Source organism: Streptomyces sp. NPDC001137 (assembly GCF_040298885.1).
GTDB lineage: Bacteria > Actinomycetota > Actinomycetes > Streptomycetales > Streptomycetaceae > Streptomyces.
Window position 1 is genome coordinate 228468 of sequence record NZ_JBEPBA010000005.1, and the last position, 25879, is coordinate 254346.

20 protein-coding genes and 1 pseudogene are annotated in these 25879 nt (G+C 71.6%); 8 read left to right on the plus strand and 13 right to left on the minus strand.

Features of this window, described 5'->3' with window-relative positions; all coding sequences use genetic code 11:
* The first annotated feature begins 241 nt into the window (after positions 1–241).
* Positions 242–2500 (plus strand): MMPL family transporter, encoded by a 2259-nt coding sequence (locus tag ABT254_RS12310; protein ID WP_351467469.1) that lies wholly within the window; start codon positions 242–244, stop codon positions 2498–2500.
* Positions 2501–2606: 106 nt separating this feature from the next.
* Here the strand turns inward: ABT254_RS12310 and mgt are convergent, their stop codons facing one another.
* From mgt to ABT254_RS12335, 4 genes are all read right to left on the minus strand, one after another.
* The gene (mgt, locus tag ABT254_RS12315) at positions 2607–3827 is read right to left on the minus strand and encodes a macrolide-inactivating glycosyltransferase (protein ID WP_351467472.1); all 1221 of its coding nucleotides are present in this window, start codon (positions 3825–3827) and stop codon (positions 2607–2609) included.
* Positions 3828–4029: 202 nt separating this feature from the next.
* Positions 4030–5337 (minus strand): ABC transporter substrate-binding protein, encoded by a 1308-nt coding sequence (locus ABT254_RS12325; protein ID WP_351467475.1) that lies wholly within the window; start codon positions 5335–5337, stop codon positions 4030–4032.
* Positions 5337–6170 (minus strand): carbohydrate ABC transporter permease, encoded by an 834-nt coding sequence (locus ABT254_RS12330; RefSeq protein ID WP_351467478.1) that lies wholly within the window; start codon positions 6168–6170, stop codon positions 5337–5339. Before ABT254_RS12330 ends, ABT254_RS12325 begins: the two co-directional genes overlap by 1 nt.
* On the minus strand, positions 6167–7102 hold the full coding sequence (locus tag ABT254_RS12335) for a carbohydrate ABC transporter permease (protein WP_351467481.1): 936 nt from the start codon (positions 7100–7102) through the stop codon (positions 6167–6169). The genes ABT254_RS12330 and ABT254_RS12335 overlap by 4 nt, the downstream gene beginning before the upstream one ends.
* A 187-nt stretch (positions 7103–7289) precedes the next feature.
* Between ABT254_RS12335 and ABT254_RS12340 the strand changes: the two genes are divergently transcribed.
* A complete protein-coding gene (locus ABT254_RS12340; protein ID WP_351467484.1) occupies positions 7290–8162 on the plus strand; it encodes an aminoglycoside phosphotransferase family protein in 873 nt (290 codons plus the stop codon).
* A 4-nt stretch (positions 8163–8166) separates the two neighbouring features.
* On the opposite strand, the gene ABT254_RS12345 is transcribed toward ABT254_RS12340, so the two are convergent.
* The 4 genes from ABT254_RS12345 to ABT254_RS12360 form a co-directional block, all read right to left on the minus strand.
* On the minus strand, positions 8167–8955 hold the full coding sequence (locus tag ABT254_RS12345) for a 3'-5' exonuclease (RefSeq protein WP_351467486.1): 789 nt from the start codon (positions 8953–8955) through the stop codon (positions 8167–8169).
* Positions 8956–9057: 102 nt separating this feature from the next.
* Positions 9058–10335, minus strand: a complete 1278-nt coding sequence (locus tag ABT254_RS12350; protein WP_351468066.1) for a DUF5919 domain-containing protein — start codon at positions 10333–10335, stop codon at positions 9058–9060.
* A gap of 80 nt (positions 10336–10415) precedes the next feature.
* Positions 10416–11738, minus strand: a complete 1323-nt coding sequence (locus ABT254_RS12355; protein WP_351467489.1) for a copper amine oxidase — start codon at positions 11736–11738, stop codon at positions 10416–10418.
* 55 nt (positions 11739–11793) lie between these two features.
* Positions 11794–12588: a Tat pathway signal sequence domain protein gene (locus ABT254_RS12360; protein WP_351467492.1), complete on the minus strand. Its 795-nt coding sequence runs from the start codon at positions 12586–12588 to the stop codon at positions 11794–11796.
* Positions 12589–12781: 193 nt separating this feature from the next.
* Between ABT254_RS12360 and glgX the strand changes: the two genes are divergently transcribed.
* Entirely contained in the window at positions 12782–14911 is a 2130-nt protein-coding gene (gene glgX / locus ABT254_RS12365) for a glycogen debranching protein GlgX (protein WP_351467495.1), read from the plus strand.
* 71 nt (positions 14912–14982) lie between these two features.
* Positions 14983–15144: a hypothetical protein gene (locus tag ABT254_RS12370; protein ID WP_351467498.1), complete on the plus strand. Its 162-nt coding sequence runs from the start codon at positions 14983–14985 to the stop codon at positions 15142–15144.
* A gap of 50 nt (positions 15145–15194) precedes the next feature.
* Here ABT254_RS12370 and ABT254_RS12375 read toward each other — a convergent pair whose 3' ends face one another.
* Positions 15195–15860 carry a hypothetical protein gene (locus tag ABT254_RS12375; protein WP_351467501.1) on the minus strand — a complete coding sequence of 222 codons (666 nt, stop codon included), beginning with the start codon at positions 15858–15860 and terminating at the stop codon, positions 15195–15197.
* 52 nt (positions 15861–15912) lie between these two features.
* Between ABT254_RS12375 and treY the strand changes: the two genes are divergently transcribed.
* The 3 genes and pseudogenes from treY to ABT254_RS12390 all read left to right on the plus strand — a co-directional run bounded on the left by treY (position 15913) and on the right by ABT254_RS12390 (position 20362).
* Complete coding sequence (treY, locus tag ABT254_RS12380; protein ID WP_351467504.1) at positions 15913–18270, plus strand: malto-oligosyltrehalose synthase; 2358 nt, start codon at positions 15913–15915, stop codon at positions 18268–18270.
* 209 nt (positions 18271–18479) lie between these two features.
* Positions 18480–18877 (plus strand): annotated as a pseudogene (locus ABT254_RS12385) (FAD-dependent oxidoreductase); the annotation flags it as partial.
* A gap of 234 nt (positions 18878–19111) precedes the next feature.
* Positions 19112–20362 carry a M14 family zinc carboxypeptidase gene (locus ABT254_RS12390; RefSeq protein WP_351467506.1) on the plus strand — a complete coding sequence of 417 codons (1251 nt, stop codon included), beginning with the start codon at positions 19112–19114 and terminating at the stop codon, positions 20360–20362.
* Between the two features lie 48 nt (positions 20363–20410).
* On the opposite strand, the gene ABT254_RS12395 is transcribed toward ABT254_RS12390, so the two are convergent.
* The 3 genes from ABT254_RS12395 to ABT254_RS12405 all read right to left on the minus strand — a co-directional run bounded on the left by ABT254_RS12395 (position 20411) and on the right by ABT254_RS12405 (position 22903).
* On the minus strand, positions 20411–20830 hold the full coding sequence (locus tag ABT254_RS12395) for an SSI family serine proteinase inhibitor (protein WP_351467508.1): 420 nt from the start codon (positions 20828–20830) through the stop codon (positions 20411–20413).
* Positions 20827–22191 (minus strand): M14 family zinc carboxypeptidase, encoded by a 1365-nt coding sequence (locus ABT254_RS12400; protein WP_351467511.1) that lies wholly within the window; start codon positions 22189–22191, stop codon positions 20827–20829. Before ABT254_RS12400 ends, ABT254_RS12395 begins: the two co-directional genes overlap by 4 nt.
* Before the next feature lie 160 nt (positions 22192–22351).
* Positions 22352–22903 (minus strand): FHA domain-containing protein, encoded by a 552-nt coding sequence (locus tag ABT254_RS12405; RefSeq protein WP_351467514.1) that lies wholly within the window; start codon positions 22901–22903, stop codon positions 22352–22354.
* 173 nt (positions 22904–23076) lie between these two features.
* Here ABT254_RS12405 and treZ point away from each other — a divergent pair, with 173 nt between their 5' ends.
* Entirely contained in the window at positions 23077–24822 is a 1746-nt protein-coding gene (gene treZ / locus ABT254_RS12410) for a malto-oligosyltrehalose trehalohydrolase (protein WP_351467517.1), read from the plus strand.
* A 93-nt stretch (positions 24823–24915) separates the two neighbouring features.
* Here treZ and ABT254_RS12415 read toward each other — a convergent pair whose 3' ends face one another.
* Positions 24916–25863, minus strand: coding sequence for an aminoglycoside phosphotransferase family protein (locus ABT254_RS12415; protein WP_351467520.1), 948 nt, complete (start codon positions 25861–25863; stop codon positions 24916–24918).
* Between the last annotated feature and the right edge of the window lie 16 nt (positions 25864–25879).

Genomic DNA, 25879 nt, shown 5'->3' on the forward strand with positions numbered 1-25879 from the left:
GCAATAACAAAGAGGAGCGATGCCGACGGACCGGACACCCCGATCTTCATCCCCGAGAAGTCCCGATAGATGTAAGGGGCCGAAATCCTCCCCAGCGGTGATACGCCGGGGTCCGAGGGGAGGACCCGCGCCCACCGCACTTCACCGGGCAGCACGACGAGACCTGCTTATCGCGCCCATACCTTCGAAGCGGAAGGTGACGGCAGGGGGCTGTCACCGCAGACGAGGGGGCAAGCCCGTCATGGGGAACGGAGATTCGCGGGTGCGGGGCATAGCCGCCCGGGCCGGTGGCTGGAGCGCCCGGCACCGATGGGCTGCCGTCGGCATCTGGGTGCTGTTCGTCGTCCTGGCGATGGGGCTCGGTTCGGCCGCCGGCCGGGTCGACGTCAAGGAGAGCGAACAGCTCAAGGGCGAGACACACACCGCCGCCAAGATCATCGAGGATGCGGGGATCGAGGAACCGGCCAGTGAGACGGTTCTGATCCAGGCGAAGGCCGGGAACGTCAAGGCGACCGACGCCGAGTTCAAGGCGGCCGTGGACGCGGTCGTGAAGGCGGTCGACGGGACCGGCAAGGTCACGGATGTGAAGTCGCCGTACGTCACGCACACGATCTCCAAGGACGGGCGCAGCGCGCTGGTGCAGTTCGACATGCGCGGCGACGCCGAGACCGCGTACGAGCGCGTGGAGCCGGTTCTGAAGGCCGTCGCGGGGGTGCAGAAGGACCACGAGACGCTGCGGATCGAGGAGATCGGCGGCGCCAGCATGAACAAGACGTTCAAGGACGCGTTCGGCGACGACTTCAAGAAGGCCGAGCTGTCCGCGGTGCCGGTGGCGCTCGGCATTCTGCTCATCGCCTTCGGCGCGCTGGTGGCCGCGCTGCTGCCGGTGGCGCTCGCGATCACCGCGATCATGGCGACGATGGGTCTGATGGGCGTCGTCAGCCATGTGATGCCGATGAGCGACACCGCCAACTCCGTGATGCTGCTGGTCGGTCTGGCGGTCGGTGTCGACTACTGCCTGTTCTATCTGCGCCGTGAGCGCGAGGAGCGCGCCGCCGGACGGGACGCGCAGACTGCCCTGCGGATCGCCGCCGCCACCAGCGGCCGGGCGATCGTCGTGTCCGGCATCACCGTGTGCGTGGCGATGGCGGGCATGCTGTTCACCGGGCTCGTCACGTTCCAGGGGATGGGTCTGGCCTCGCTGATGGTCGTGGCGGTCGCCATGGTCGGGTCGGTGACGGTGCTGCCGGCGCTGCTCTCGCTGCTGGGCGAGCGGGTCGAGAAGGGCAGGATTCCCTTCCTGCGCAAGGCGATGGAGCGCCGGGCCGCCCGCACGGGCGGGGAGAGCCGGTTCTGGACCGCGGTCCTGCGCGGTGTGCTCGCGAGGCCGCTGGTCTCCGTGCTCGTCGCGGCCGGTGCGCTGCTGGCCGTCGCGGCTCCGGCACTCGGCATGAAGACGCAGAACCTCACGCTGGACCAGGAGTTCGGCGACTCGCTACCGATCGTGCAGACGTACAACCGGGTCAACGACGCCTTCCCGGGCGGCTCCGAGCCGGCCGAGGTCGTCGTCAAGGCCAAGGACATCAACGCCCCCGAGGTGAAGTCCGCGCTCGCCGACTTCAAGGCGCGGGCGATCAGTTCGGGCGCCTCGCGCGGCCCGGTCCAGATCACCCTGCACGACGCGCAGAACATCGCCTACGTGTACGTCCCGCTGGTCGGCGGCTCCGACCTGGACAAGGCGGGCGCCAGCCTGGAGAAGCTGCGGGACGAGGTACGGCCCGCCACGCTCGGCAAGCTGGACGGCGTGCAGGCGCCGATCACCGGGCAGGTGGCCGGTTCGAAGGACTTCAACGACCAGCTCGGCGGCGCCGTCGTCCCGGTCTTCGCGTTCGTCGTGGTCTTCGCCTTCGCGCTGATGCTGCTGTCGTTCCGCTCGCTGACGGTCGCGATCACCTCGATCGTGCTCAACCTCCTCTCCGTGGGCGCCGCCTACGGCATCCTCGTCGCCGTCTTCCAGCACGGCTGGGGCGCCTCCCTGGTGGGCGCGGAGGGCGTCGGCGCGATCATCACCTGGCTGCCGCTGTTCCTGTTCGTGATCCTGTTCGGTCTGTCGATGGACTACCACGTGTTCGTGGTCTCGCGGATCCGCGAGGCGCGGATGCGGGGGCGCACGACGAGGGACGCGATCCAGCACGGCGTGGTCACCACGGCAGGTGTCGTCACCAGCGCCGCGGTCATCATGGTCGCCGTGTTCGCGATCTTCGGGACGCTGTCCATGCAGTCCATGAAGCAGATGGGTGTCGGCCTCGCGGCCGCGGTGCTCATCGACGCGACGATCATCCGGGGTGTGCTGCTGCCGGCGGTGATGGCGCTGCTGGGCGAGCGCAACTGGTACCTGCCGAAGTGGCTGGACCGGATGCCCGATCTGACGCACGACGAGTCGGCCGGGGTCATCACGCACTCGGTGCGGCGCGACGAGGGTGAGCGACTGGGCGTCTGAAGGGGCTGAGCCCCCACAGGGGTTGAACCCTCACAGGGGTTGAGCCCTCACCGACCGAGGGCCCGTCGGCCACAGGGGAGCCGGCGGGCCCTCGTCATGCCCACAACTACCCGGCCCCTACGGGCAGTTCGGCCTCGATCAGGTCGGCCGCCCGCCGGGTCCCCCCTTCCTTCGCCATGTCGGCCTGGATCTCCTTCAGGCGGCGGGCGACCTCGGGGTCCTCGACGAGAGCGAGGGCCGTCCTGCGCAGGGTCTCGGCGGTGGCCTCGTCCGTGGGGACGTGGCGGGCGACGCCCAGGGCCTGGAGCATGTCCGCGTTGCAGAACTGGTCGACGGCCTGCGGTACGGCGATCATCGGTGTGGCGGTGGCCAGACCCTCCTGGCTGCCGCCCGCCCCGGCGTGCGTGACGAACAGGTCGGCCTGCCGGAGGACCGCCAACTGCGGGACCCAGGAACGTACTTCCACGTTCGCCGGTACGGTCCCAAGCGCCTCGGGGTCCACACGCTTGCCGATCTGCAGGACGAGGTGCCAGCCGGGCAGGCCGCCGAACGCCTCCACGCACTCCCGGTAGAAGCCGGGCCGGTCGGTGAAGGTCGAGCCCAGCGACACCAGCGCCACCTTCTCCGCGCCGGCCGGCCGCTGCCAGTCGCCCTCCGTGGTGCGCTCGCCCTGGCAGGCGCCGACGAAGGTGTACACGCTCTCGTCCACCCGGTCGGCGTGGGGCTGAAGCGCCTTGGGGATCAGGACGAGTGAGCGGTCGGGACGGCCCGCGAAGTCGTCCGGGTGCTGGGTGATTCCGTTCTCCTCCAGCCAGGCCCGGAAGCGCGCGTAGTACGCCCGGCCGCGCTCGGTCCGCTTGGGCTCCGCCCACAGGGGCCCGGCGACCTCCTCCTCGTATCCCTCCCAGGCGACGAGGTTCGGCGAGAGCGAGATCGCGGGGACGCCCCAGCGGTGGGCGAGGACGCGGCCCGGATACGCCGTGATGTCGTGCAGCACGAGATCCGGCGCGTCCCCGTCGTACGCCTCGGTCAGCTGCGGCAGCGCCTGGATCGCGTCTGCGAGGAACAGCTCGACGTGGTCCAGCAGTTCACTCCCCCATGCCGCCGGGTCCGCGTCGGGCCCCGGCAGCGTGGACTTCCACAGCTTCGGTTCGGCGCCGGTCTCGGCGACCTTCTCCGCCAGCGCCGGCGGGATCGCATACGTGACGCGATGCCCGCGGGCGACCAGCTCGCGGATCACCTCCAGGCTGGGGTTCACATGGCCGTGGGCGGCGACGGAGAACATCGCGATGTGGGCGGGACGGGGTGTGGGGGTCTGGGTAGGCATGTCCTCGACGGTAAACGAGACGATACGTCTCGTCCAATCATTTGGAAGTCCCCGCCGATCACCCGCACCTGAGCCGTGCCGGAGAACCGGGTGCGCAGCACGGGGACGAGCCGCCGGTCGATCTCGTAAGCGCGCGGTTCGCGGCAGCGCGGGGCGCGCCGTCCGGCAAGGGTTTTCCGTGGCGGCCGTCCGCTGCCCGCTCTCAGCGCTGGTAGCGGGCGAGCACCAGGTTGCCGTCCTTCTCCAGCCGTCTGCGCAGTTCACCGAGGCCGATGGCTCCGCTGTAGTACTCCTGGAACGCGGGCGTCGCCACCTTGTCCTTCCACTCGGGGTAGCCGCGGACGGACTGGGCGGGCGCCGAGCGGAGGTGGGCGGCCAGGGCGGTGCCGGTCGCCCAGCCGTCCTTGGCCGTGTGCAGGGCGGGGTCCTTGAGCGCCTGGGTGCCCGTCGGCAGCATCCAGTCCCCCAGCGCCAGCCGCACCATGTTCTTCGGCCGGAGCAGGTAGTCGACGAACTCGGCGGCCTCCTTCTTGTGCGGGCTGTCCGCGGCGATGGACAGGGTCTGCGGGCTGACACCCTGGGTGAGGCCGTCGGCGCCGGCCGGCGCGGGCAGCACCTGCCAGTCGAAGCCCTTCGGTGCCTGCTGCACGATCTGCTGGCGGTAGGAGAAGCCGAGCGGCACCATCGCGTACTTGCCGCCGAAGAAGCCGGGCAGGGTGTCCGAGCCGCCGCTGCCCAGGGTGGTGGGCGAGGCGCTGCGGTCGGTGTTCGCCTGGTCGTGAATCGTGCGCGGCACCACCTGGTCGGCCGGCTCGAAGCGGACCGTGACCTTGCCGTCCGGGCCCCGGTGGAAGAGCCGACCGCCCGTCGACAGGGACAGGTTGAGGGTGGCGGACACGGGCTCCTTGAGCGGCCAGGCCACGCCGTACTTGCCGTTGCCGCTCAGCCGCCTCGTCACCTGCCGGAACTCCGCCCAGCTCCACGGCCGTTCGGGTGTCGGTATCCGTACGCCCGACTTCTTCAGCAGGCCCGCGTCGGCGATGAGGACGCGCGGCTCCTGGAGGAAGGGCACGCCGTAGACGCCGTCGCCGAAGGTCGCCGACCGCCAGCTCCGTTGCGGGATGTCCGATTTCAGGCGCGGGGGCAGCAGGTCGGTCAGATCCGCGAGGTAGCCGCCGTAGGCGAAGTCCGCGAGGTCGTCCGAGGCGTCGTGGATGATGTCGGGCGCCTCACCGCCCTCGAAGGAGGTGAGCAGCTGGTCATGGACGCTGTCCCAACTTCCCTGCACATACTCGACCTTGACGTCCGGATGGCTCGCGTTCCACTCCTTCACCAGCTCCTTGTTGGCCTCGACGGACTCCTGCTGCCAGGCCAGGGACTGGAAGCGGAGCGTGATCCGTCCGCTCGCCGTATCTCCGCTCCCACCGCCCGTACAGGCGGCCAGCAGCAGCGCGAGGACGAGGGCCAGTACCCCTCCCGCGTGGCCCGTGGATCCGGTGGTACCGCGCATCAGTTCTTCACCGCCCCGGTGAGCATGCCGCCCGTGATCCGCCGCTGGATGACCGCGAAGACGACCAGGGAGGGAAGGGTCGCGAGGAACGCGGACGCCGCCAGCGGGCCCAGATCCGCCACGCCCTCCGCGCCGATGAAATGGCTGAGCACCACCGGCAGGGTCTGTCTGTCCGGTGTCTTCAGCAGGACCAGTGCGAAGAAGAACTCGTTCCACGCGGTGACGAACGCGAACAGTCCCGTCGCCGCGATCCCGGGCGCGAGCAGCGGCGCCACCACCGACACCAGCGTGCGTACCCGCCCGGCCCCGTCGACCGCCGCCGCCTCCTCGACCTCCGCAGGTACGGCCCGGACATACCCGGCCAGCATCCACAGCGCGAACGGCAGCGCCCACACGACGTACACCAATGTCAGTCCCGCCAGAGAGTTGATCAGGTGCAGGCTCTTCAGCACGAGGAACAGCGGGATGATCACCAGGACCAGCGGGAACGCCTGGCTGACGACCACCCATCCGGTGGCCGCCCGGGTCAGCGGGGTGCGGCGCCGGGCCATGACATACGCCAGCGGGGTCGCGATCAGTACGGCGATCACCGCCGCCCCCGCCGCCGCGAGCAGGGAGTTGAGCGCGGCGTGCAGCAGTGGCTGCTCGTCGAAGGCCTGCCGGAAGTTGCCCAGGGTGGGGTGCCGGGGGATCCAGGTGGGGTGCAGGCTCCCCAGCTCCCGCGGCGACTTGAAGGCGGTGGAGAGCAGCCAGAGGAAGGGGAGGGCGAGAAAGAGGAGATACGCGAGCAGGGCGGCGTACTGGCCGACGCGGGTGCCGGTCCTGGTCCTCATGTGTCGTCCCCTCCCCTGAGCCGGCCGGCCAGGAAGACGGCGAGGAGCACCGAGATCAGCGCGACCATGACGCATCCCATGGCCGCCGCGTACCCGAACTGCCCGTAGCGGAAGGCCTCTTCGTAGGCGAACAGCATGGGCAGCCGGGTGCGGCCGCCGGGCCCGCCGTTGGTCAGCACATAGACCAGGGCGAAGGAATTGAAGTTCCAGATCAGGTTGAGGGCGGTGATGGCGAGGGCGACCGGTCTGAGGGCGGGCCAGGTGACCGTGCGGAAGCGCCGCCAGGCGCCCGCACCGTCGACCGCCGCCGCCTCGTGCAGTTCACGCGGGGTGTTCTGCAGTCCGGCCAGCAGCGCGACCGTGGTCTGCGGCATGCCCGCCCAGATGCCGACGACGATCACCGCGGGCAGCGCGGAGCCGAGACCGCTGAGCCAGTCCCGCCCGTCGCCGAGGCCGAGGTCGTGCAGGGTCTCGTTGAGGACACCCGCGTCCGGGTTGTAGACCAGCCGCCACATGATGCCCACCACGACCTCGGGCATGGCCCACGGGACGATCGCGAGGGCCCTGGCGAGCCACCTCAGCCGCAGATCCTGGTTGAGCAGCAGGGCGAGGCCGAGCGCGAGCAGGAACTGCGGCACGGTCACACCGACCGCCCAGACCAGCCCGATGCGGAACGACTCCCAGAACAGCGTGTCGTGCAGCAGGTCCTGGAAATTGAGACCACCGATCCACTCGGTGGACCGGGTGCGGCCGGACTGGGCGTCGGTGAAGGCCAGCAGGATGCCGTAGAGCAGGGGTCCGACGCTCAGCACCAGGATCGGGATCAGCGCGGGCAGCACCAGGAACCAGGCCCCGCGGTCGGGGAGCCGGCGGTCCCCGGCGGTGCGCGGCGCGCCCTGCGCCGACCGCCTCGTCGCGGTCACCAGTGTCACGTGATCGGCTCCTTTGCGCGGCTCGTGACGTTCGGACCCGGCGGGCCTGAGTCATGGTCGTGAAGGGGGTATGCGCCGTCAAGGCCGTACGCACACGGTCCGACCTGTGCGAATGCGAGACTGGGCCGGTGGGTGGCGCAAACTCGACGCCGTTCACCGATGCATACGCGGACGTGGGAGGAAGGCGATGGACGAGTCACGGGCGCGCGAGGTACTGGCCGCGGCGCGGGTACTGCCCGGCCCGGCGCGGGACGCACGGCTGCTCGCCCTGGGCGAGAACGCGGTGTTCGCCTCCGGCGACCTGGTCGTCAAGGTGGGCCGTGACGCCGAACTCCTGGACCGGGCGCGCCGCGAGCTGGACATCGCGCTGTGGCTCGCCGAGGCGGGGGTGCCCGCGGTGCGGGCGGCGGAGCCCAAGCCGCTGCTGGTCGAGGGTCACCCGGTGACGGTGTGGCACCGGATCCCGGATGCCGTACGGCCGGCCGAGCCCCGGGATTTGGCCGAACTGCTACGGGTCGTCCACGCACTGCCCACTCCCCCTTCCGATGCTTTCGAACTGCCGCCCCGCGAGCTGCTGGGCGGTGTGGAACGCTGGCTGCGGCTCGCGGGCGATGCGATCGACGCCGCCGACGCGGCGTATCTGCGCGAGCGGCGCGACGGGTTCGCCGCGGCGGCCGCGGCACTTGCTCCGCATCTGCCGCCGGGACCCATCCACGGCGATGCGCTGCCCCGCAATGTGCATGTCGGGCCGGACGGGCCCGTTCTGGTCGATCTGGAGACCTTCTCCGCGGATCTGCGTGAGCACGACCTGGTGGTCATGGCGCTGTCCCGTGACCGCTACGGGTTGCCTGCGGCGGCTTATGAGGAGTTCACCGAGGCCTACGGGTGGGATGTGCGGGAGTGGGAGGGGTGCTCGGTGCTGCGGGGTGCCCGTGAGACGGCCAGCTGCGCATGGGTTGCGCAACATGCGCCGAGCAACCCCAAGGCGTTGGATGAATTCAAACGCCGGGTGGCGTCACTGCGTGACGGGGACGAGTCAGTGCGGTGGTATTCGTTCTGAGCGCCTATTGATCCGGGGCTTGTTGTTGTCCGGCGACCGCGGGTTCCGTGTGGCTGGTCGCGCCGTTCCTCGCGCCCCTGTGGGGCGCCGGCTCCCGCAGGGGCCATGTGCCGTCGACCACCGCGGTCGTGTCCCCCTTGCGGCGCAGGAAGTTCTGGAAGTCCGCCGCCCACTCCGCGTACCACTCGATCTGGCGGAGGTGGAGTTCCGCCGGGCCCAGGGCTGCGATCTTGGGGTGGCGGGTGGCTATGGCGCAGGCCAGGCCGGCTGCGGCGAGGGCGTCGGCGGAGGCGTTGTGGGCGGCGTCCAGGGTGACGCCGTATTCCGTGCAGACCGCTTCGAGGTTGCGCTTGCCGCGGCGGTAGCGGTCGACCCAGCGGTCGATGGTGTACGGGTCGATGACCGGAGCGGGATCGATGCCGCCCAGTCGGTCGCGCAGGGACGGCAGTCCGTATCTGCGCAGTTCCGCGGAGAGCAGGCTCAGGTCGAAGGCCGCGTTGTAGGCGACGACCGGGACACCCGTCTTCCAGTACGTCGCCAGGACGTCCGCGATGGCGTTCGCCACCTCGTCGGCCGGGCGGCCCTCAGTCGCCGCGCGTTCGTTGCTGATCCCGTGCACCGCCACGGCGTCCGCCGGGATCTCCACGCCCGGATCCGCCAGCCATTCCCGGTGCCCCATGGGCTGTCCGCCCCTGACCTCGATCACGGCCCCCGTGACGATGCGCGCCTCGCGCGGATCGGTCCCGGTCGTCTCCAGGTCGAAGCCGATCAGCAGCTCCCGGTGCCAGCCCATGCGTGGCCCCCCTTCTTGGTGGTGCTTTCCCCCAGTGGTCTCCACCTTCCCATGGGCCACTGACAATCCGAGGACCGCATTCCGCTTGGCCGCGGCGACAGTTCAGGACACAGGTCGCGAATCAGCCCAGGACGTTTCGAACTCCTCGCGGTATGTCGGGAAGAGCCCGCTCTCCACTCCCTTGTCCATGTCGTCCGGCTTCACCACCCGGCTGCCGTTGCGCAGCACCAGCACCGGGGCCTCCATGCCGCGCGAGCGCCGCAGATAGGACTGCACCACCGCCACGCCGTCCGAGCCGTCGCCGTCGACGAGGTAGGCCGTGAAGCGCGGGGTCTCGTCGTAGACCTGGATCTCGAAGGCGGCCGGGTCGCGCAGCCTGGAGCGGACGCGGCGCATGTGCAGGATGTTCATCTCGACCGCTCGGCTCAACTCGCCGCGCTTCATGCCGAGTTCCCGCTCGCGTCGTTTGACGGCGCTGGAGGCGGGGTTGAGGAACAGCAGCCGGACCCGGCAGCCCGCCTCGGCCAGGCGCACCAGCCGGCGTCCGGAGAAGTTCTGCACGAGCAGGTTGAGGCCGATGCCGACGGCGTCGAGGCGGCGGGCGCCGCCGAAGATGTCCTCGGCCGGGAACTGGCGCAGCAGCCGCACCCGGTCGGGGTGCACCGCGACCACGTCCGCGTACCGGTCGCCGACGAGTTCCTCCACCGCGTCCACGGGCAGCCGGCGGGCCGACGGCACGTCCCCGGCCGCGCCGAGGATGTCCAGCAGCTTCGCCGAGGCCCGCTCCGCCTGGTTCAGGACGGCCTCGGACAGGGCCCGGTTGCGGGAGACCACGTTGCGGGTGACCTCGAGCTCGTCCAGGGCGAGTTCGACGTCACGGCGGTCGTCGACGTACGGCTCGAAGCAAGGCCAGTGCTGCACCATCAGCTCGCGCAGCTGAGGCAGGGTGAGGAAGCTGAGCACGTTGTCGTCGGCCGGGTCGAGGAGATAGCCCTTGCGGCGGCTGACCTCGCGCACGGCGACCGCGCGCTGCACCCATTCCTGGCCGGCCGGCCCGGCCGCGGCGACCACCCAGTCGTCGCCGTGGACGGGTTCGTAGATGGGCCGCAGAACAGCGGCCACGACCGCGCGCAGCCGCTGTTCGACGAGGTTCAGCCAGATGTAGGCCCGGCCGGCTCGCTGGGCGCGCGTACGCACCTCGCGCCAGGCGTCGGCATCCCAGTCCAGCTCCGGCCCGATGGAGTTCGTCGCCATCGGCCGGGCCAGGGACACCGTGCCGGGCGGGACATCTGTGGAGTTCCCCTCGTGACCCTCGTCACCAGGGGGCAACTCCAGCCCTCCCGACCCCACCCGCGCACCGCCTTCCGCTCCCCCGAGCATCCCCGTGTCAACGATCAAGGAAGGGTACTCCGGGAGCAGTCAGCGGTGCAGCCGGATGGACAGGTCGATTCTCAACTGCCTTAGTGCCAGTGCCCGTTCTGAGCGGCCAAAGCGGCCGGAGTGAGCGGATTCATAGCCGTGACGTCGCGCGGGGCGATGGAGAAACCCTGCCAGTGGACCGGCATCGGCTGCTGGTCCTCGTCCCGGGCTATGTGGTGGAAGCCCACGTTCACCCAGACGATGGGGTGGGTGAGGGTCTGCCCGTTGATCCACTTGTCCACGGACTTGCCGTGCCCGGCACCGCAGTTGAGCGGGTTGCCGCTGGCGTACTGCTCGCACTTGTTGTACTCGGTGAAGTACACGTCGTGGCTGGTGAAGCTGCGACCCGGGTACTTCGCGGTGGGGCCCTGGACGATCTCGTACGAGCGCGGGTGGTCGTCCTTGTTCTTGCCGGCCGTGCTGACCACGCGCCACCAGCGCATGTCCTTGGCGTCGCCCGCGAGTTCCTTGGTGACCTTGGTGAGGGTCGTCTTGTTGGTCGGCGCCTGCTGGCTGCCCACCGGGGCGCTGACCTTGGAGTCGTACTGCTCGACCTTGGTCTTGGAAGAGCCGTCGAGGCCGAAGTCGAGCCGCCAGAAGATGTTGTGGCTGTGACTGGTGGCGTAGGCCTTGGCGCCCTTGCCGATGGGCCAGCCGCGGCCGTCGCCCGCGTCGTAGTCGTCGGGCGAGAGGCTTCCGGTGGCGCCGGCGTTCATGGTCATCGTGCCGTCGTCCTGGAAGCGCCACTCGGTGATGTACTCGTACCAGCCGACCTTGTTGACCGTGTAGAGGAGCAGGTCCTTGCCCTGCGCCTGGTAGGTCTTGCCCGCGTCGGACAGCAGGTGGTAGGCGTGGCCGCGGGAACGGGTCGTGGCGCACAGGCCGTTGACGTCCGACGAGTCCGAGTAGAAGGGCGTCGCGACCTTGACCGTCTTGATGGTGCCGCCCGGGCATTCGTCGGGAGTGAGGTTCAGCAGGCCGTCGCCGAAGTTGTAGTCCGTGACGTCGTTGTACTCGACGCTGCCGTCGTCGTACGGAACGTCTATCTGGGCGAGTTTGGCGCTGTTGAGGACCTTGATCGGCTGGGACTCGCCGGGCGGCTGGTAGGAGATGTCGTCCAGGATGACCCCGGATCTGCTCTCGAAGCGCCAGCACATCCGCCAGGTGGTGCCGGTGGAGAGCTTCTGTTCGATCTGGTAGGCCGCGCTGCACTGGGGGGCCGCGGCGGCGGCCGCCTCCTTGTGGTCGGCGAAGGCCGGTGCCGCTGCCGTGCCGCCGAGGGCGAGCCCGACCGCGAGCGGGCCCACCAGGGCCCGCCTGCGCAGCGCGCTGCGGCGGGCACGGCTGTCTCTGTTGACGTGCATGACGAGGTGACTCCCTCACAGGAGAAGCAGGTGTGAAAAGTGAACGGAGCCCGGCTCAGCCGAGCTTGACGACCTTGCGGGCGCTCAGGTCGATCACGAAGTCCCGGGTGTCGATCCAGGCACCGTTCTTGACCTTCGGGAAGAGCCGGGTGCAGCGGTGTTCACCGCATTTGCCGAGCTCGGCCGGCTTCACGCCCGGGGTCGCCCGGAACACCATGCTGGTGAGCGTCAGCTGGTCCGGGGAGGTGAGCTGCTTGCCCGTGGCGTCCTTGTAGTCCGCCTTCAGGCCCGCGCCCAGCGGGTCGGCGATCAGCAGCCGGGCCGCCTCGGTCTGCTCGGCGATGCTGAGCGGCGGCTGGACGTCGTGCTGGGTGCTCGTCTCCTCGACCTTGCCGGTGTCCAGGTTGACGGTCTTGGTGACGACGCTGTCGCTGCGGTAGTCGTAGAACGTCACGTCCGCGCGCCGGGTCGCGTTCGCGCCGTCCGGCTGGTCGGTGTCCGGCTCGGTCAGCTCCACGGTGAGGCGCTGCGGGCCGCGGGCCCCCTTGACGTTCTCACCGGAGTTCAGCAGTTGCGGGCTCAGCGCGATCTTCTCGACGCGCTTCGTCTCGTCGTCGGTCAGCGGGTCGAGACCCTTGCCCTTCTCGCCCTCGGCCGGGGCCTGCTCGACGACGCCCGGAGCGGGCGTGCCGTTCGCCTGGGCCGCCTGCTGGGCCTGGCTGGTCCCTCCCGAATCGTCGGCCCCCGCCGTCCCCGGCAGCGTGATCCCGACCATCACGGCAGTCCCGGCCACCGCTATGGCCGCACCGGCCACCACCTTGCCCAGATGGCGGTGCACTATCTTGCGCACATTTGCCCCCTACTCCCTCTTCATCCCCAGGAGTACTTTTCTGCCCCACTGATTGGCATACGGCCTTGCCATACGGCGTATGCACAGGTCGCCCGGTAAGAGGGACGTAAGTCATAGGTGGTTCCATCACTTTCGGGGACACTCGACGCCAAGGCGCCCCCTGGGGCGCGCTCCACCTGAAAGAGTCGTGTCCATGCAGGTCTGGCCTGGCGAGGCGTATCCCCTCGGTGCCACGTACGACGGCGCCGGCACCAATTTCGCGGTCTTCACGGAGGCCGCGGACCGAGTAGAGCTGTGTCTGCTGCACGACGACGGCTCGGAGACGGCGGTGGAACTGCGCGAGAGCGACGCATTCGTACGGCACGCGTACGTGCCCGGCATCATGCCGGGACAGCGTTACGGCTTCCGCGTGCACGGCCCGTACGCCCCCGAGCGCGGCCTGCGCTGCAACTCGGCGAAGCTGCTGCTCGACCCGTACGCGCGTGCGATCAGCGGTTCCATCCGCTGGGGCGAGGAGGTCTACGGCTACCACTTCGACGCGCCCGACCGGCGCAACGACCTGGACTCGGCGCCGCACACGATGACGTCGGTCGTGGTCAACCCGTACTTCGACTGGGGCGACGACCGGCTCCCGCGGCGCGGCTACCACGAGACGGTGATCTACGAGGCCCATGTGAAGGGCCTCACGATGCAGCATCCCGGGTTGCCGGAAGAGCTGCGCGGCACCTACGCGGCACTCGCTCACCCGGTGATCATCGAGCACCTGGTGGAGCTGGGCGTGACAGCGCTGGAGCTGATGCCGGTCCACCAGTTCGTCAATGACCACCGGCTGGTCGACATGGGCCTGAACAATTACTGGGGCTACAACACGATCGGTTTCTTCGCCCCGCACAACGCGTACGCCTCCTGGGGCGACCGCGGCCAGCAGGTCCTGGAGTTCAAGTCGGCGGTCCGGGCGCTGCACGAAGCGGGCATCGAGGTCATTCTGGATGTCGTCTACAACCACACGGCCGAGGGCAACCACCTGGGGCCGACGCTGTCCTTCAAGGGCATCGACAACCCGCAGTACTACCGGCTCACCGAGGACCCGCGCTACTACATGGACACCACGGGCACCGGGAACTCGCTGCTCATGCGGTCCCCGCACGTCCTGCAGCTGATCATGGACTCGTTGCGCTACTGGGTCACCGAGATGCACGTCGACGGCTTCCGCTTCGACCTGGCGGCGACCCTGGCCCGGCAGTTCCACGAGGTGGACCGGCTGTCGTCGTTCTTCGACCTGGTGCAGCAGGACCCGGTGGTCTCCCAGGTGAAGCTGATCGCCGAGCCGTGGGACGTCGGCGAGGGCGGCTACCAGGTGGGCAACTTCCCGCCGCTGTGGACCGAGTGGAACGGCAAGTACCGCGACACGGTACGCGACCTGTGGCGCGGCGAGCAGCGAGCGCTCGCGGAGTTCGCGTCCCGGCTGACCGGCTCCTCGGACCTCTACCAGGACGACGGGCGCCGCCCGCTCGCCTCGATCAACTTCGTCACCTGTCACGACGGTTTCACCCTGCACGACCTCGTCTCCTACAACCAGAAGCACAACAAGGCCAACGGCGAGGACAACCGGGACGGGGAGAGCCACAACCGGTCCTGGAACTGCGGGGAGGAGGGCGAGACCGACAACGCCGAGGTGCTGAAGCTGCGGGCGCGCCAGATGCGCAACTTCGTCGCCACGCTGATGCTCTCCCAGGGCGTGCCGATGATCAGCCACGGCGACGAGTTCGCGCGCACCCAGCGCGGCAACAACAACGCGTACTGCCAGGACAACGAGCTGGCCTGGGTGAAATGGGCGGATCCGGACGCGGAGGAGGACGGGGCCGACAGCGAGCTGCTGGCCTTCACGCGCGCGATGGTGTGGCTGCGCAAGGACCATCCGGTCTTCCGTCGGCGCCGCTTCTTCCACGGGCGGCCGGTGGAGGGCACCCATGACGAGCTGTCGGACATCGCCTGGTTCACGCCGGAGGGCAAGGAGATGACCCAGCGGGACTGGGACTCGGCGCCGGCCTCGGCACTGACGGTGTTCCTGAACGGCAACGCGATCTCCGAGCCGGGTACGCGCGGGGAGCGCATCACCGACGACTCGTTCCTGCTGATGTTCAACGCCTCGCCGAAAACGCTGGACTTCGTGGTGCCCGTCAACCACGGCCGCCAGTGGGAGGTGGTGGTCGACACCGCCCGCCCGGACGGGGTGCCACCGCACACCGGCCCGAAGGTACAGGCGGGCGACCGGCTGACGCTGGTGGACCGGAGCCTGACGGTGCTGCAACGACCGGTCTAGACCTTTCGTTCGCGGGTACGCGCGCGTGGAGCCCAGGTCCGGTGGGCCCGGGGTACGAGGTCGGGCGCGCCGTGAGGGCGATCGCGCAGGCGAGCACGGCCGCCGTGCTCGCCGCGGCGAAGGGGGCGGGGGCCGTACGACTCGGCGGGGCGGCCGGTGACGGCGACCGCGAGGGCCTGCCCGCCGACGAGCGCACTCGCCGCGAACGCCATCGCTCGGTCGGCGGACGGTGAGGGGGATGCGTGCGGGCACGTGCCCATGGAGAGGCCCGCCACCGCACGCATCACGCCCTGGGGTGGACGGAGCGGGGCATGCGGGGCGGGAGCGCGTGGCGCTGCGGGCCGGACGGCCGCCGCGCCGTGTCGCCCTCGCCGTCGGGTGCAGTGCGAAGCCGCTGCCGCGGGTACGGCGACCAGGCCGACCAGGGCCGGGCCCGGGACGAAGGAGATCTGGTCGAGGGTGCTCTCGAAGGAGACCAACGGGCCGGGGGCCACAGGGGGCCGATCAGCGGCACGGTCGCGCCCGCCGCCCCGAGGAGCGCCGGCAGCGCGACGGAGACACCTGCGAGGGCCCCGGCGACGAGCGCGGCGATCGCGGCCGCGTTGGCGAGAGAGAACGCGAGCACGACCCTCCGCTCGCCGTACCGGTCGGCGAGCCACCCCGCCCAGGGGCCCGCAGGCAACCTGCACGGCCGCCAGCGCCATCCGACGGGCGCGGCCCAGGGGCCGATCAGCGGCACGGTCGCGCCCGCCGCCGCCCCGACGAGCGCCGGCAGTGCGATGGACAGACCGGCGAGGGCCCGGCGACGAGTGCGGCGAGCGCTCGCGAGAAGGCGTCCCGCCGGCCGTGCCGGTCGGCGAGGCGCCCCACCAGCGACTCCCTGGTGCGGGTGCCGGGCAGCCCGCTGCCGAACCGGATCGTGGCCGTCGGCAGCCACGCGTGCGTGCACTCGTGCAGGGGACGATGACACGAAGGGCGGCAGGGCGGGTACGTAGGTTTGCATGACACCTGAGCGACCCGATCCCCCGGTGCCCACGGCCACCTACCGGCTTCAGCTGCAGCCCGAGTTCCCGTTCGCGGCCGCGGCCGCCGCCGTGCCGTACCTGGCCTCGCTCGGCGTCTCGCACCTGCACCTGTCCCCCGTCCTGGAGGCCGTACCGGGCTCGGCGCACGGCTACGACGTCGTGGACCACGCGCGCGTGCGTGAGGAACTGGGCGGCGAGGAGGGGCTGCGCACGCTGGCGCGCACCGCGCGGGAGCAGGGTCTCGGTCTGGTGGTGGACATCGTGCCGAACCACATGGCGATGGCTCCGCGCCACAACCGCGCGCTGTGGGAGGTGCTGCGGGAGGGCCCCAAGTCGCCGTACGCACGCTGGTTCGACATCGACTGGGAGGCGCAGGGCGGCCAGGTGCTGCTGCCGGTGCTGGGCGGACCGCTCGGCTCGGTCGTCGGTGAGCTGCGGGTCGACGGTGACGTGCTGCGCTACTACGACCATGTGTTCCCGCTGCGCGAGGGCACCGAGGAGCTGCCGCTGCCGCAGCTCCTGGACGCGCAGTGGTACCGGCCGGTGTGGTGGCGGCTGGCCCGCACCGAGCTCAACTACCGGCGTTTCTTCAGCATTTCGGAGCTCATCGGGGTGCGGGTAGAGGACCCGGAGGTGTTCGAGGCCACGCACACGAAGATCCTTCAGCTGCTGCACGAGGGCGTGCTCGACGGACTGCGGGTGGACCATCCCGACGGGCTCGCCGACCCCGACGCGTATCTGCGGCGGCTGCACGAGGCGACCGGCGGCCGCTGGACGGTCGTGGAGAAGATCCTGTCGGACGGGGAGCCCCTGCCGGCCTCCTGGCCCGTGGCGGGCACCACCGGCTACGACGCTCTGCGGCACATCGACGGCCTCTTCACCGATCCTGCCGGGTTCGGGGAACTCCTCGGCCAGTACCGCCGCTTCGCGGCCCCGCAGACCGACCGCGGCGGCGAGTGGGCGGCGACGGTACGGCGGGCGGCGTACAAGGTGCTCACGCACGAGCTGGCCACCGAGATGGACCGGCTGACGCGGGTGGCGAGCCGACTGTGCGCCGCCGCGCCGGACCCCGCCCTGCGCGACCGCGCTCCCTGGGCGCTGCGTACGGCCCTGCAGGAGCTGCTGGTCCGTCTGGAGGTCTACCGGCCGTACGCCTCCGGGGACGCGGCCCGTGTGGTCACCGAGGAGGCCGCGGCCGAGGCCAAGCTCGCCTTCGTCGTCCCGGAGGAGTCCGGCGCGGTCGACGTCGTACGGGATCTGGTCCTCGGGCGTCACGGGGACGGGCCCGACCACGTGGAGTTCCGGGCGCGGTTCGCGCAGACCGCGTCCGCGCTGCGGGCCAAGTCCGTGGAGGACACGGCGTTCTACCGCTATGTGCCGCTGCTGTCGGCGAACGAGGTGGGCGGCAACCCGGGGAGCCCGGCGGTGTCCCCGGAGGACTTCCACGCCTACTGCGCGCGCGTGCAGCGCGACTGGCCGGCGACCGGGACGGTCGTGTCGACGCACGACACGAAGCGCAGTGCCGACGTACGGGCGGCGCTGGCCCTGCTCACCGAGTGCCCGCAGCGCTGGGCGGACGTGCTGGCGGAGGTGACGCGCGCGGGAGAGGGCGTGCCGGACGCGCAGGTGGCGTGGGCGGCGTGGCAGACGGTGTTCGGGCTCGGTGCGACGGCCGAGGAGCGTGTTCAGCAGGCCCTGTTGAAGCATGTGCGCGAGGCGGGGCTGCTCACGAGCTGGACGGAGCAGGAGCCCGCCTACGAGGAGGCGGTGGCGGCGTTCGTCTCGGCGGGCCCGTGCGGGGCCCCTGGCGAGCACGTGCTGGCCCTCCGCCGTGCGCTGGAGCCCCACATCCGGGCGAACGTGCTGGGCACCGCCCTGGTCCAGCTGACGATGCCGGGAGTGCCGGACGTCTACCAGGGCACCGAGGGCGAGTACCTGGCGCTGGTGGACCCGGACAACCGGCGTCCGGTGCGGTTCCCGCCCTCCGCGGACCCCGGTGAGAAGGGTCTGGTGACCGCGGCGGCGCTGCGGCTTCGCGCGCGGCGGCCCGGCGCCTTCGGGGACGCGGCGACGTACGCACCGCTGACCGCCGAGGGGCCGGCGGCGGGCCATTGCGTGGCGTTCGCGCGCTCCGGAGAGGTCGTCACCGCCGTGACGCGGCTGTCGCTGCGGCTGGCGGAGGCGGGCGGCTGGCGGGACACCGTGCTGCCGCTGCCGGGCGGGCGCTGGTCCGATGTGCTGTCTCCCGGGCGGGAGTTCGAGGGGCACGCGCGCGTGGAGGAACTTTTCGAACGGCTGCCGGTGGTGCTGCTGGAGCGGGTCGCCGCGGACTGAGCCTTGGCGGGCTGTCTCCTTGCGGCCTTGCCGCGGGTGCGAGGGCTGTCGGTCGTCTGCGGCCGCGTCGTGGCTTGTCGCGCCCACGCGGCGGAGCCGCCTGTCGATACAGTCCCGCGCCCCTCATGGGGGCGCTGTCGAACCACGGGGAACCCTGCTCACCCCGCCGGGGAGACAGGCCTCCCCAACCGCGGCCAGGACGCCGGTCGGTGGCCCGCGACCACCGGGGCGTGGAGGCGCACCTCGCGCAGGTCGGCGTACGGGTCGTGCGGGGAAACGCCCTGCTGACGGGGCGCGCACGGTACATCTACAGGGCCTCGCCGGTGAAATCGCGCCGGGTGTGCGGGACTTCGCCGCACGCCGGGGGATCGTCCTGGCCACCGGCTCGCGGCCGCGCATGCTCCCGGGGCTCGAGCCGGACGGCCGGCGCGTGGTGACGAGCGACGACGCGCTCTTCGCGCCGGGTCTGCCGGCGCGAGCCCTGGTGCTCGGCGGTGGCGCGATCGGCGTCGAGTACGCCTCGCTCCACCGCTCGATGGGTGCGGAGGTCACCGGCGGGCAGGTGCTCGGTGTGCACCTGGTGGGCCCGGACGTGGCCCGCCACATCCACCCGCACCCGACGCTGCCGGAGGCGGTCGGCGGGACCTTCCCGACCCTGGCCGGACGCGGGCCGCACCCGCAGTGAGCGCCGGTCGTCCGCGCCCCCCTTCGGCAGCAATGCCCCTTGTCGTGGGCGGTGAATGCACCCGGGCGCCCCCTGGAGCCTCCCCCCAGGCGTTATTGACACTTCACCTTGACCGTGGGGTACTGCGGATTGCGAAGCCGGGCGGACGTGACGGGGGTGAGTCTCCTGCCGCAGCTGCGCTACCCCACCCTGACTCAACTCATCGCGTCCGCGGGCGCGTTGGTCGCTCACAGACCCGGTCTGTGCACCCTGAGGCAGGTCGGCGCCTCCCGGGCGGGCAGACCCCTGCACCTGCTGTCCGTGGGCCATGCCCGCCGTGCCGTGCTCGTCGTCGCGGGGGCCCACGCCAACGAGCCGACCGGCGGCTCCACACTGCTCGCGCTCGCCGAACGGGTGGTCTCCGAGCGGCAGTTGCGTGCCGACACCTCCTGGCACTTCCTGCTGTGCGCCGACCCCGACGGGGCGAGCCTGCACCGCACCCCGGCGCCGCGCAGCCTCTTCGACTACCACCTGGGGTTCTTCCGACCGGCGGCCGAGGAGCAGCCGGAGTGGTCGCCGTCGGTGCTGCCGCCGCACCGGCTGCCGCCCGAGACCCGCGCCCTGACCCGGGTCATCGACGAGCTGCGCCCCTACCTCCAGGCGACCCTGCACGGGACCGACCTGGGGGGCAGCTGGGTCCAGCTGACCAAGGACATACCGGGTCTCGCCGAGCCGTTCGCCAAGTCCGCGGCCGAGCTGCACATCCCGGTGGAGACGGGCGCCTCGGACGCCGCTGGCTGGGCCGCGTCCGGGCCCGGGGTGCATGTGATGCCCTCCCCCGGTGCGGGCGCCGCGTACCCGAGCATGCCGGACGACGCCCGCCACAGCACCTGGTACGCCACCCACCGCCACGGCGGTCTGACGGCGGTGGTCGAGGTGCCGATGTGGGCCAGCGACCTGGTGGACGACCCCGCTCCGCATCCCGCTCCGGCCGCGGCGATGCGCCGGCTGGCACGCCGGCTGCTGCGGGACGCGCTGGAGGTGGAGCGGGTGCTCGCCGAGGCGCTGCCGCGTCTTGAGGGCCTCGACGGTCCGCTGCTGCGGGCCGCCAAGTGGGCGCTGGAGCTGGTCCCCGGCCTGGCCGCGGACTGGGTGCACACACCGCCCGCCGACAACACGATGGCGTACGTCGGCAGTGTGGACGCGTTCGGCCGCCGCCTGCCGCTGCGGGCGGCGGCCATGCTGCTGCGCGTCCTGCAGGAGGCGGACGACCGGGCGGCACCGGGCCTGGAACGGCTGGTGGCGACCTGGAGCGACTCCTTCGCGGAGCGCTTCCGCGCCCGCTGGGTGCCTTTGGAGCACCAGGTCGAGCACCAGTCCCGGACGGTCCTCGCGGCGGCGCTGCACGCGCGCGACCGGGCGGCCTGACCCGGGGACCGGCACGCGCGCGGCAGGCTGCCCGCCGCGGTGTCGCCGTCAGGCGTCCAGCGCGAACACCGATCCGGTGCGGCCGGCCATGACGCAGGCGCTGGAGAAGGTCTGGGTGTACTCGACCCGCCGCCCGCTCCACTCCCCGCGCGCGTGGACGGTCACCGGTGCGTAGATCATCGGGCAGAAGATGTTCTTCTTCGACGGGATGCGGGCGATGTCGCCGTCCGCCGCCGCCAGCTCCGAACACGCGTCGGCCGCTCGCGCATGCCCCTGGGGCGGGTCGCACAGCAGCAGGGTGTCGCGCGTGTGCGGGGACCGGGCGTCGCCCTTGGTGACCGTGAGGTAGAGCCAGTCGGTCGGCGGGAAACCCGGGGACGCCGCCTGGGCCGGGGCCGCGCCGCCGGCGAGGAGGGCGGCCGCCAGCAGCGAGCCCCGTACCGCTTTCACTGTGGTGCTGATCGTCATTCCCGATGCATCGGCACGGCGGCCTGGGAACCCCACCCCGACTCACCCGAACGGGAGCACGCGGGCGCGTCCCGCAGGGCGAGCTCGAACGCCGCGAGCACCACGCGCGACTGGTACTCCACCTGGCGCGCGACCGGGATCCAGCGTGCCCCCATGCCCTCGCGGTAGTCGGCGCACCAGTCGTCGATGAGCCGGTCCAGGTCCGGCAGCACACCGGCCGGGTCGCGGCCGGCGCGGGTCACGAGCTGGTGCAGCAGCCCCGCGGTGCGCAGGGCCAGCCTTCGTCCGGCGATGCGCAGGGCGACGAGGTGGGCGGTGCTCAGCGGCGGGAGGGGGCGGGCCCCGTCGGCGACGTCGGGATCCCATGCGTCGGCGAGCCCGGGGCAGACCAGTAAATAGTCGTCCACCGGGGCGAGCAGGCGGGCCGCGTCCGGCATGCCTGCGAGATGGGGCCGCAGCCGCGCGAGGAGCACCTCCAGGAGCCCGCTGTCGTGGCGCAGCGTGTGGCTGACCGTGCGCAGCACGGCGGCCGCGTCGGCGGGTGGAGAGCCGTCCTCCACGGCCGCCACGCCCCACATGGGCGCCTCGACGACGGCCGTGACCGTGCCGTGCGGGTAGGGGTGCAACCAGGTCGACTCGACGGCCGCCTCGGTGATGGCCGCGGCCAGGTCTCCGAGGCGGGGAGGTGGGATGCGGTGGACGGCGGGCCCGAGGCTCGGCCAGTACAGGGTGTCGTAGGGACCGAGTTCGCGCGGGATGCCGAGGCGTGCGGCGGTGTGCGCGACGCGTCCCGCGAGGCCCGGCAGGTCGTGGGTGAGCTCCACGAAGCCGCCGCCCACGTCGACGCCGTGCAGCGAGCACTGCAGGAAGGGCCGCAGTTCGTCCTGGAGGTCGAGCAGGGTGCGGGTCTCCGGCAGGGCGGCGCCCGCCGCGCCGTCGGGCAGCCATTCGGGCTGTTCCAGGAAGCCGGGCCGGAAGAAGTTCCGGAAGTACCGGCCGAGGGTGTACGGGCCTGGCAGCCAGCCCTCGTTGCGGCGCAGGCCGTCGGGGTCCAGGCTCAGCAGCAGGTTCCAGGTGGCGTCGGCGCCCTCGGTGAAGCTGGGGTCGGCGAGCGCCCGTTCGGCCAGGCGCAGCACGGTGGCGCCGCCGACGGGTTCGTTGGCGTGGGGTCCTGCCACGACGAGGGCCTGACGGCTGCCGTGACCGACGGAAAGCAGCCACATGGGGGTGCCCGCGCGCGAGGTGCCGACGCGGCGCAGACGGGCGTCGCCCGGACGGCGGGATACGAGTGCTGCCGCCCGCGCGCCGAGCTCGTCGACGGTCGGGTAGCGGAGGAGGGGCGGCAGGGCACACCTCCACAATGTGGCGCCGTCGGTTCACCTGATGTACATGGCGTACGCACAGTCAGTCACGACTTGAGGGGTACGTCAACACCACGGAGGGGAAAGCGATTTACACCATCACCCCACGTCAACGCAGTGTCATGCTCAGGCCAAAGCTAAGGCGTGAATCAGTCGCGCCTCAGCCGACGGCGAGCCGGAACGCCATCCGCCCGAAGCCCACCTGATCGCCTTCGCGGACGACGGCGGCTCCGATGACCCGCCGGCCGTTCACCGTCGTGCCGTTGGTCGAGCCGAGGTCGCGCAGCACCCACATGCCGCCCTGGCGGCTGAGTTCGGCGTGCACCCGGGACACCGTTTCATGCGTGAGGCGCAGCCCGTTGGCCGGATCCCTGCCGATGCGCAGCGGGTGGCCGCCCGCCGGGTGGGGCAGCAGCAGCTTGGGGAGGCGCTCGGCCTGCCAGGCCCTGCGCAGCCGTACGGTGAAGCCGGAGACCGCCTCCACCGTGCCGAGCACCAGGCGCGCGACGCGGCTCTCCTGCGGCAGGTCGGCGGTGAGTGCGGCGAGCTCCTCCGAGCGGCGGGCGGTGAGGGCCAGCTCCATACGGCGGATGAACGTGTCGTGCGAGAGCCGTCCCATGGCGACGCCGTCACGCAGCACCTTCAGCGCCTTGTCGCGCTCCACGTCGGACAGCCGCGCGGGGTACGTGTTGAACTCGAAGGACGACGTCACGTTGGTGATTGTCGGGCAGTGAACCCCGGGTGTCCAGAAAACGAGAAAACGGCCGCCACGCGCGCGTACCTGACGACACCCGCCGTAAAAGGGGTGATTCAAAAGCGGATTGATCTCGTTTGAAGCACCATGGACGGGCTACATCACGGTGAGCAGACGAAGGGGAACCGTCCGTGCAGTTCGAGGTGTGGGCACCGCAGGCCGGCCGAGTGACGCTCCAGTGCGACGGCGCCACGGGCGCGTTGGAGCGCGATCCGGACCGGGAGGGCTGGTGGCGGACGGAGGCCGCGGCGCGGGACGGCTCGCGGTACGGGTTCGCGGTGGACGACGGCCCCGTGCTGCCCGACCCGCGTTCGCGCCGGCAGCCGGACGGCCCGGACGGGCTGAGCGCGGTCGTCGAGCACGACCGGTACGCATGGCGCACCGAGTGGGCCGGGCGCCCGCTGCCGGGCGCGGTCCTGTACGAGCTCCATGTGGGCACGTACACCCACGAGGGCACCCTGGACGCGGCCGCCGAGCGGCTCGGGCATCTGGTCGAACTGGGCGTCACCCACGTCGAGTTGATGCCGCTGTGCCCCTTCCCGGGCCGGCACGGCTGGGGTTACGAGGGCGTCTCGCTGTGGGCCGTGCACGAGCCGTACGGCGGACCCGAGGCGCTGAAACGGTTCGTCGACCGGGCGCACGAACTCGGCCTGGGCGTGGTCCTGGACGTCGTGCACAACCACCTCGGGCCGTCGGGCAACTACCTGCCCGCGTTCGGCCCGTACTTCACGGACACGCACCACACGCCCTGGGGCTCCGCCGTCAATCTGGACGCTCCCGGCTCGGACGAGGTGCGGGCGTTTCTGCTCGGCAGCGCGCTGGCGTGGCTGCGTGACTACCGCATCGACGGGCTGCGCCTGGACGCGGTGCACGCGCTGGCGGACACGCGCGCGTGCCACTTCCTCGAGGAACTGTCGACGGCCGTGGACGCCCTCGCGGCCGAGCTGGGCCGACCGCTGTTCCTGATCGCCGAGTCCGACCTCAACGACCCGCGGCTCATCACACCCCGGACACAGGGCGGGTTCGGGCTGCAGGCGCAGTGGAACGACGACTTCCATCACGCCCTGCACACCGCGCTGACCGGCGAGTCCCAGGGCTACTACGCGGATTTCGCCCGCGCTCCGCTCGCCGCGGTGGCCCGGACCCTGACCCGCGGCTACTTCCACGACGGCACGTACTCCAGCTTCCGCGGCCGGCACCACGGGCGCCCCCTCGACAACACGCGGGTGGCCGGGCACCGGCTGCTGGGCTACAGCCAGACCCACGACCAGGTGGGCAACCGCGCCCAGGGCGACCGTCTGTCGGCTCTGCTCTCCCCCGGCCTGCTCGCCTGCGCCGCCGCCCTCACGCTCACCGCGCCCTTCACCCCGATGCTGTTCATGGGCGAGGAGTGGGCGGCCGGTACGCCGTGGCAGTTCTTCACCGACCACACCGATCCGGAGCTCGCCGAGGCCGTACGGCGGGGCAGGCGGCGGGAGTTCGCGGCGCACGGCTGGGCCGAGGAGGACGTCCCGGATCCACAGGACCCGGCGACCCGCGACCGCTCCTGTCTCGACTGGGCGGAGCTCGCGGACGAGCCCCACGCGCGCGTGCTGGACTGGTACCGCAGGCTCATCGCCCTGCGGCACGAGCAGGCCGATCTGACCGATCCCGACCTCGCCGACACCAAGGTGGCCTTCGACGAGCAGGAGCGCTGGCTGGCCTTCCGGCGCGGGGACGTCCGCGTCGCCGTGAACCTCGCCAAGGAGCCCGCGGCGATCCCCCTGGGCCCCCGCCACGCGGACGTACTCGCCGCATGGGAGCCCGTCGAGCCGCCGGGTGCGGACGGGGTGCTGCATGTGCCCGGGGAGTCGGCCGTCGTGCTGCTGCAGGCGTGACGGGCTGCCGGGCGCTCCGCGGGCCGTGCCGCGACCGGCCGTCCGTCGTCCGCGGGGCCGTCCTGCCACCGCACCGGACTTCGCCGGGGCCGCCTAGACCTCCTCGTCCGCGTCCTCGTCCCGGAACTCCGTCACCCTCTCCAGGAGGATCGCCTCCCAGGCGCGTCGGAGCTGGAGCCTGAGCAGGGGCAGGGGGCCGGTGTCCTGGCTCTGGAGGTGTTCGGCGAGGCGTACGACGGTGTCGCAGCGGGCCAGCCAGAGGCCGCGGAGGCAGGGGCGGGCGGCGTAGCCGGCGAGTGTGGCGGCGCGGACGGCGGCGGGTGAGCCGACCGCGATCGCGAGGCCGGCGATGTCCTCGGCGGGGTCGCCGACGGCCGCGTCGGTCCAGTCGAGGATGCCGCGCACCCGCCCGTCGGCGCTGACCACGAGGTGCTCGCCCTTGAGGTCGTGGTGGACCAGAACGGCGGTGCCGGGCTGCGCGGCGAGCTGGACGGCTGCCTGCGGGGTGAGCTGGTTCAGGCGGCCGGGATCGAACTCGTCGGCCGCGGCGAGGCGTTCGGCGGCGCGCCCGGCGGCCCGGCGCAGCGCCTCCAGGGAGCGCGGGGCGGTACGCGGGACACCGAGCGTCTCGGCCTGCCGTGCGGGCACCTCGCGCAGCCCGGTGAGCAGCCCCGCGAGATCGGCCTCACCGACGGCGGACACGTCGTGCTGCTCCGCCGTCCCGCCGGGCACCTTGGTGTCGAGCGTGTACGTCAGCCCGGGTGCCCACTCGCCGTGCGCCACGCTGGTCGGGACGGCGACCGGCAGGTGCGGGCGTACGAGGTCGCGCAGGCGCAGTTCGCGGCGCTGGCGCAGGGCGGCCTCGCGGTCCGGGGCGAGCCGTAGCACATGGCGGGTGCCGACCCACCAGGTGGAGTGCTCGCCGCCCTCGGCGACGGGCCGCACCTCGGGTCCGCCGGCCCCCCTTGTAGTGCCCTCCTTGATCAGAGAACTGACCAGCCGGCGGACGGTGTCCGCGGTGGGTGTCGGTGCCTGGGTCATGGTCGCGCCGTTGTCA

What these genes read in the sequence shown, in the direction of transcription:
- ABT254_RS12325 (WP_351467475.1), bottom strand. Translation starts at nt 5,337, where the DNA reads ATGCGCGGTACCACCGGATCCACGGGCCACGCGGGAGGGGTACTGGCC.
- ABT254_RS12350 (WP_351468066.1), bottom strand. Translation starts at nt 10,335, where the DNA reads ATGCTCGGGGGAGCGGAAGGCGGTGCGCGGGTGGGGTCGGGAGGGCTG.
- ABT254_RS12330 (WP_351467478.1), bottom strand. Translation starts at nt 6,170, where the DNA reads ATGAGGACCAGGACCGGCACCCGCGTCGGCCAGTACGCCGCCCTGCTC.
- glgX (WP_351467495.1), top strand. Translation starts at nt 12,782, where the DNA reads ATGCAGGTCTGGCCTGGCGAGGCGTATCCCCTCGGTGCCACGTACGAC.
- ABT254_RS12340 (WP_351467484.1), top strand. Translation starts at nt 7,290, where the DNA reads ATGGACGAGTCACGGGCGCGCGAGGTACTGGCCGCGGCGCGGGTACTG.
- ABT254_RS12310 (WP_351467469.1), top strand. Translation starts at nt 242, where the DNA reads ATGGGGAACGGAGATTCGCGGGTGCGGGGCATAGCCGCCCGGGCCGGT.
- ABT254_RS12345 (WP_351467486.1), bottom strand. Translation starts at nt 8,955, where the DNA reads ATGGGCTGGCACCGGGAGCTGCTGATCGGCTTCGACCTGGAGACGACC.
- ABT254_RS12395 (WP_351467508.1), bottom strand. Translation starts at nt 20,830, where the DNA reads ATGACGATCAGCACCACAGTGAAAGCGGTACGGGGCTCGCTGCTGGCG.
- treY (WP_351467504.1), top strand. Translation starts at nt 15,913, where the DNA reads ATGACACCTGAGCGACCCGATCCCCCGGTGCCCACGGCCACCTACCGG.
- ABT254_RS12415 (WP_351467520.1), bottom strand. Translation starts at nt 25,863, where the DNA reads ATGACCCAGGCACCGACACCCACCGCGGACACCGTCCGCCGGCTGGTC.
- ABT254_RS12355 (WP_351467489.1), bottom strand. Translation starts at nt 11,738, where the DNA reads ATGCACGTCAACAGAGACAGCCGTGCCCGCCGCAGCGCGCTGCGCAGG.
- mgt (WP_351467472.1), bottom strand. Translation starts at nt 3,827, where the DNA reads ATGCCTACCCAGACCCCCACACCCCGTCCCGCCCACATCGCGATGTTC.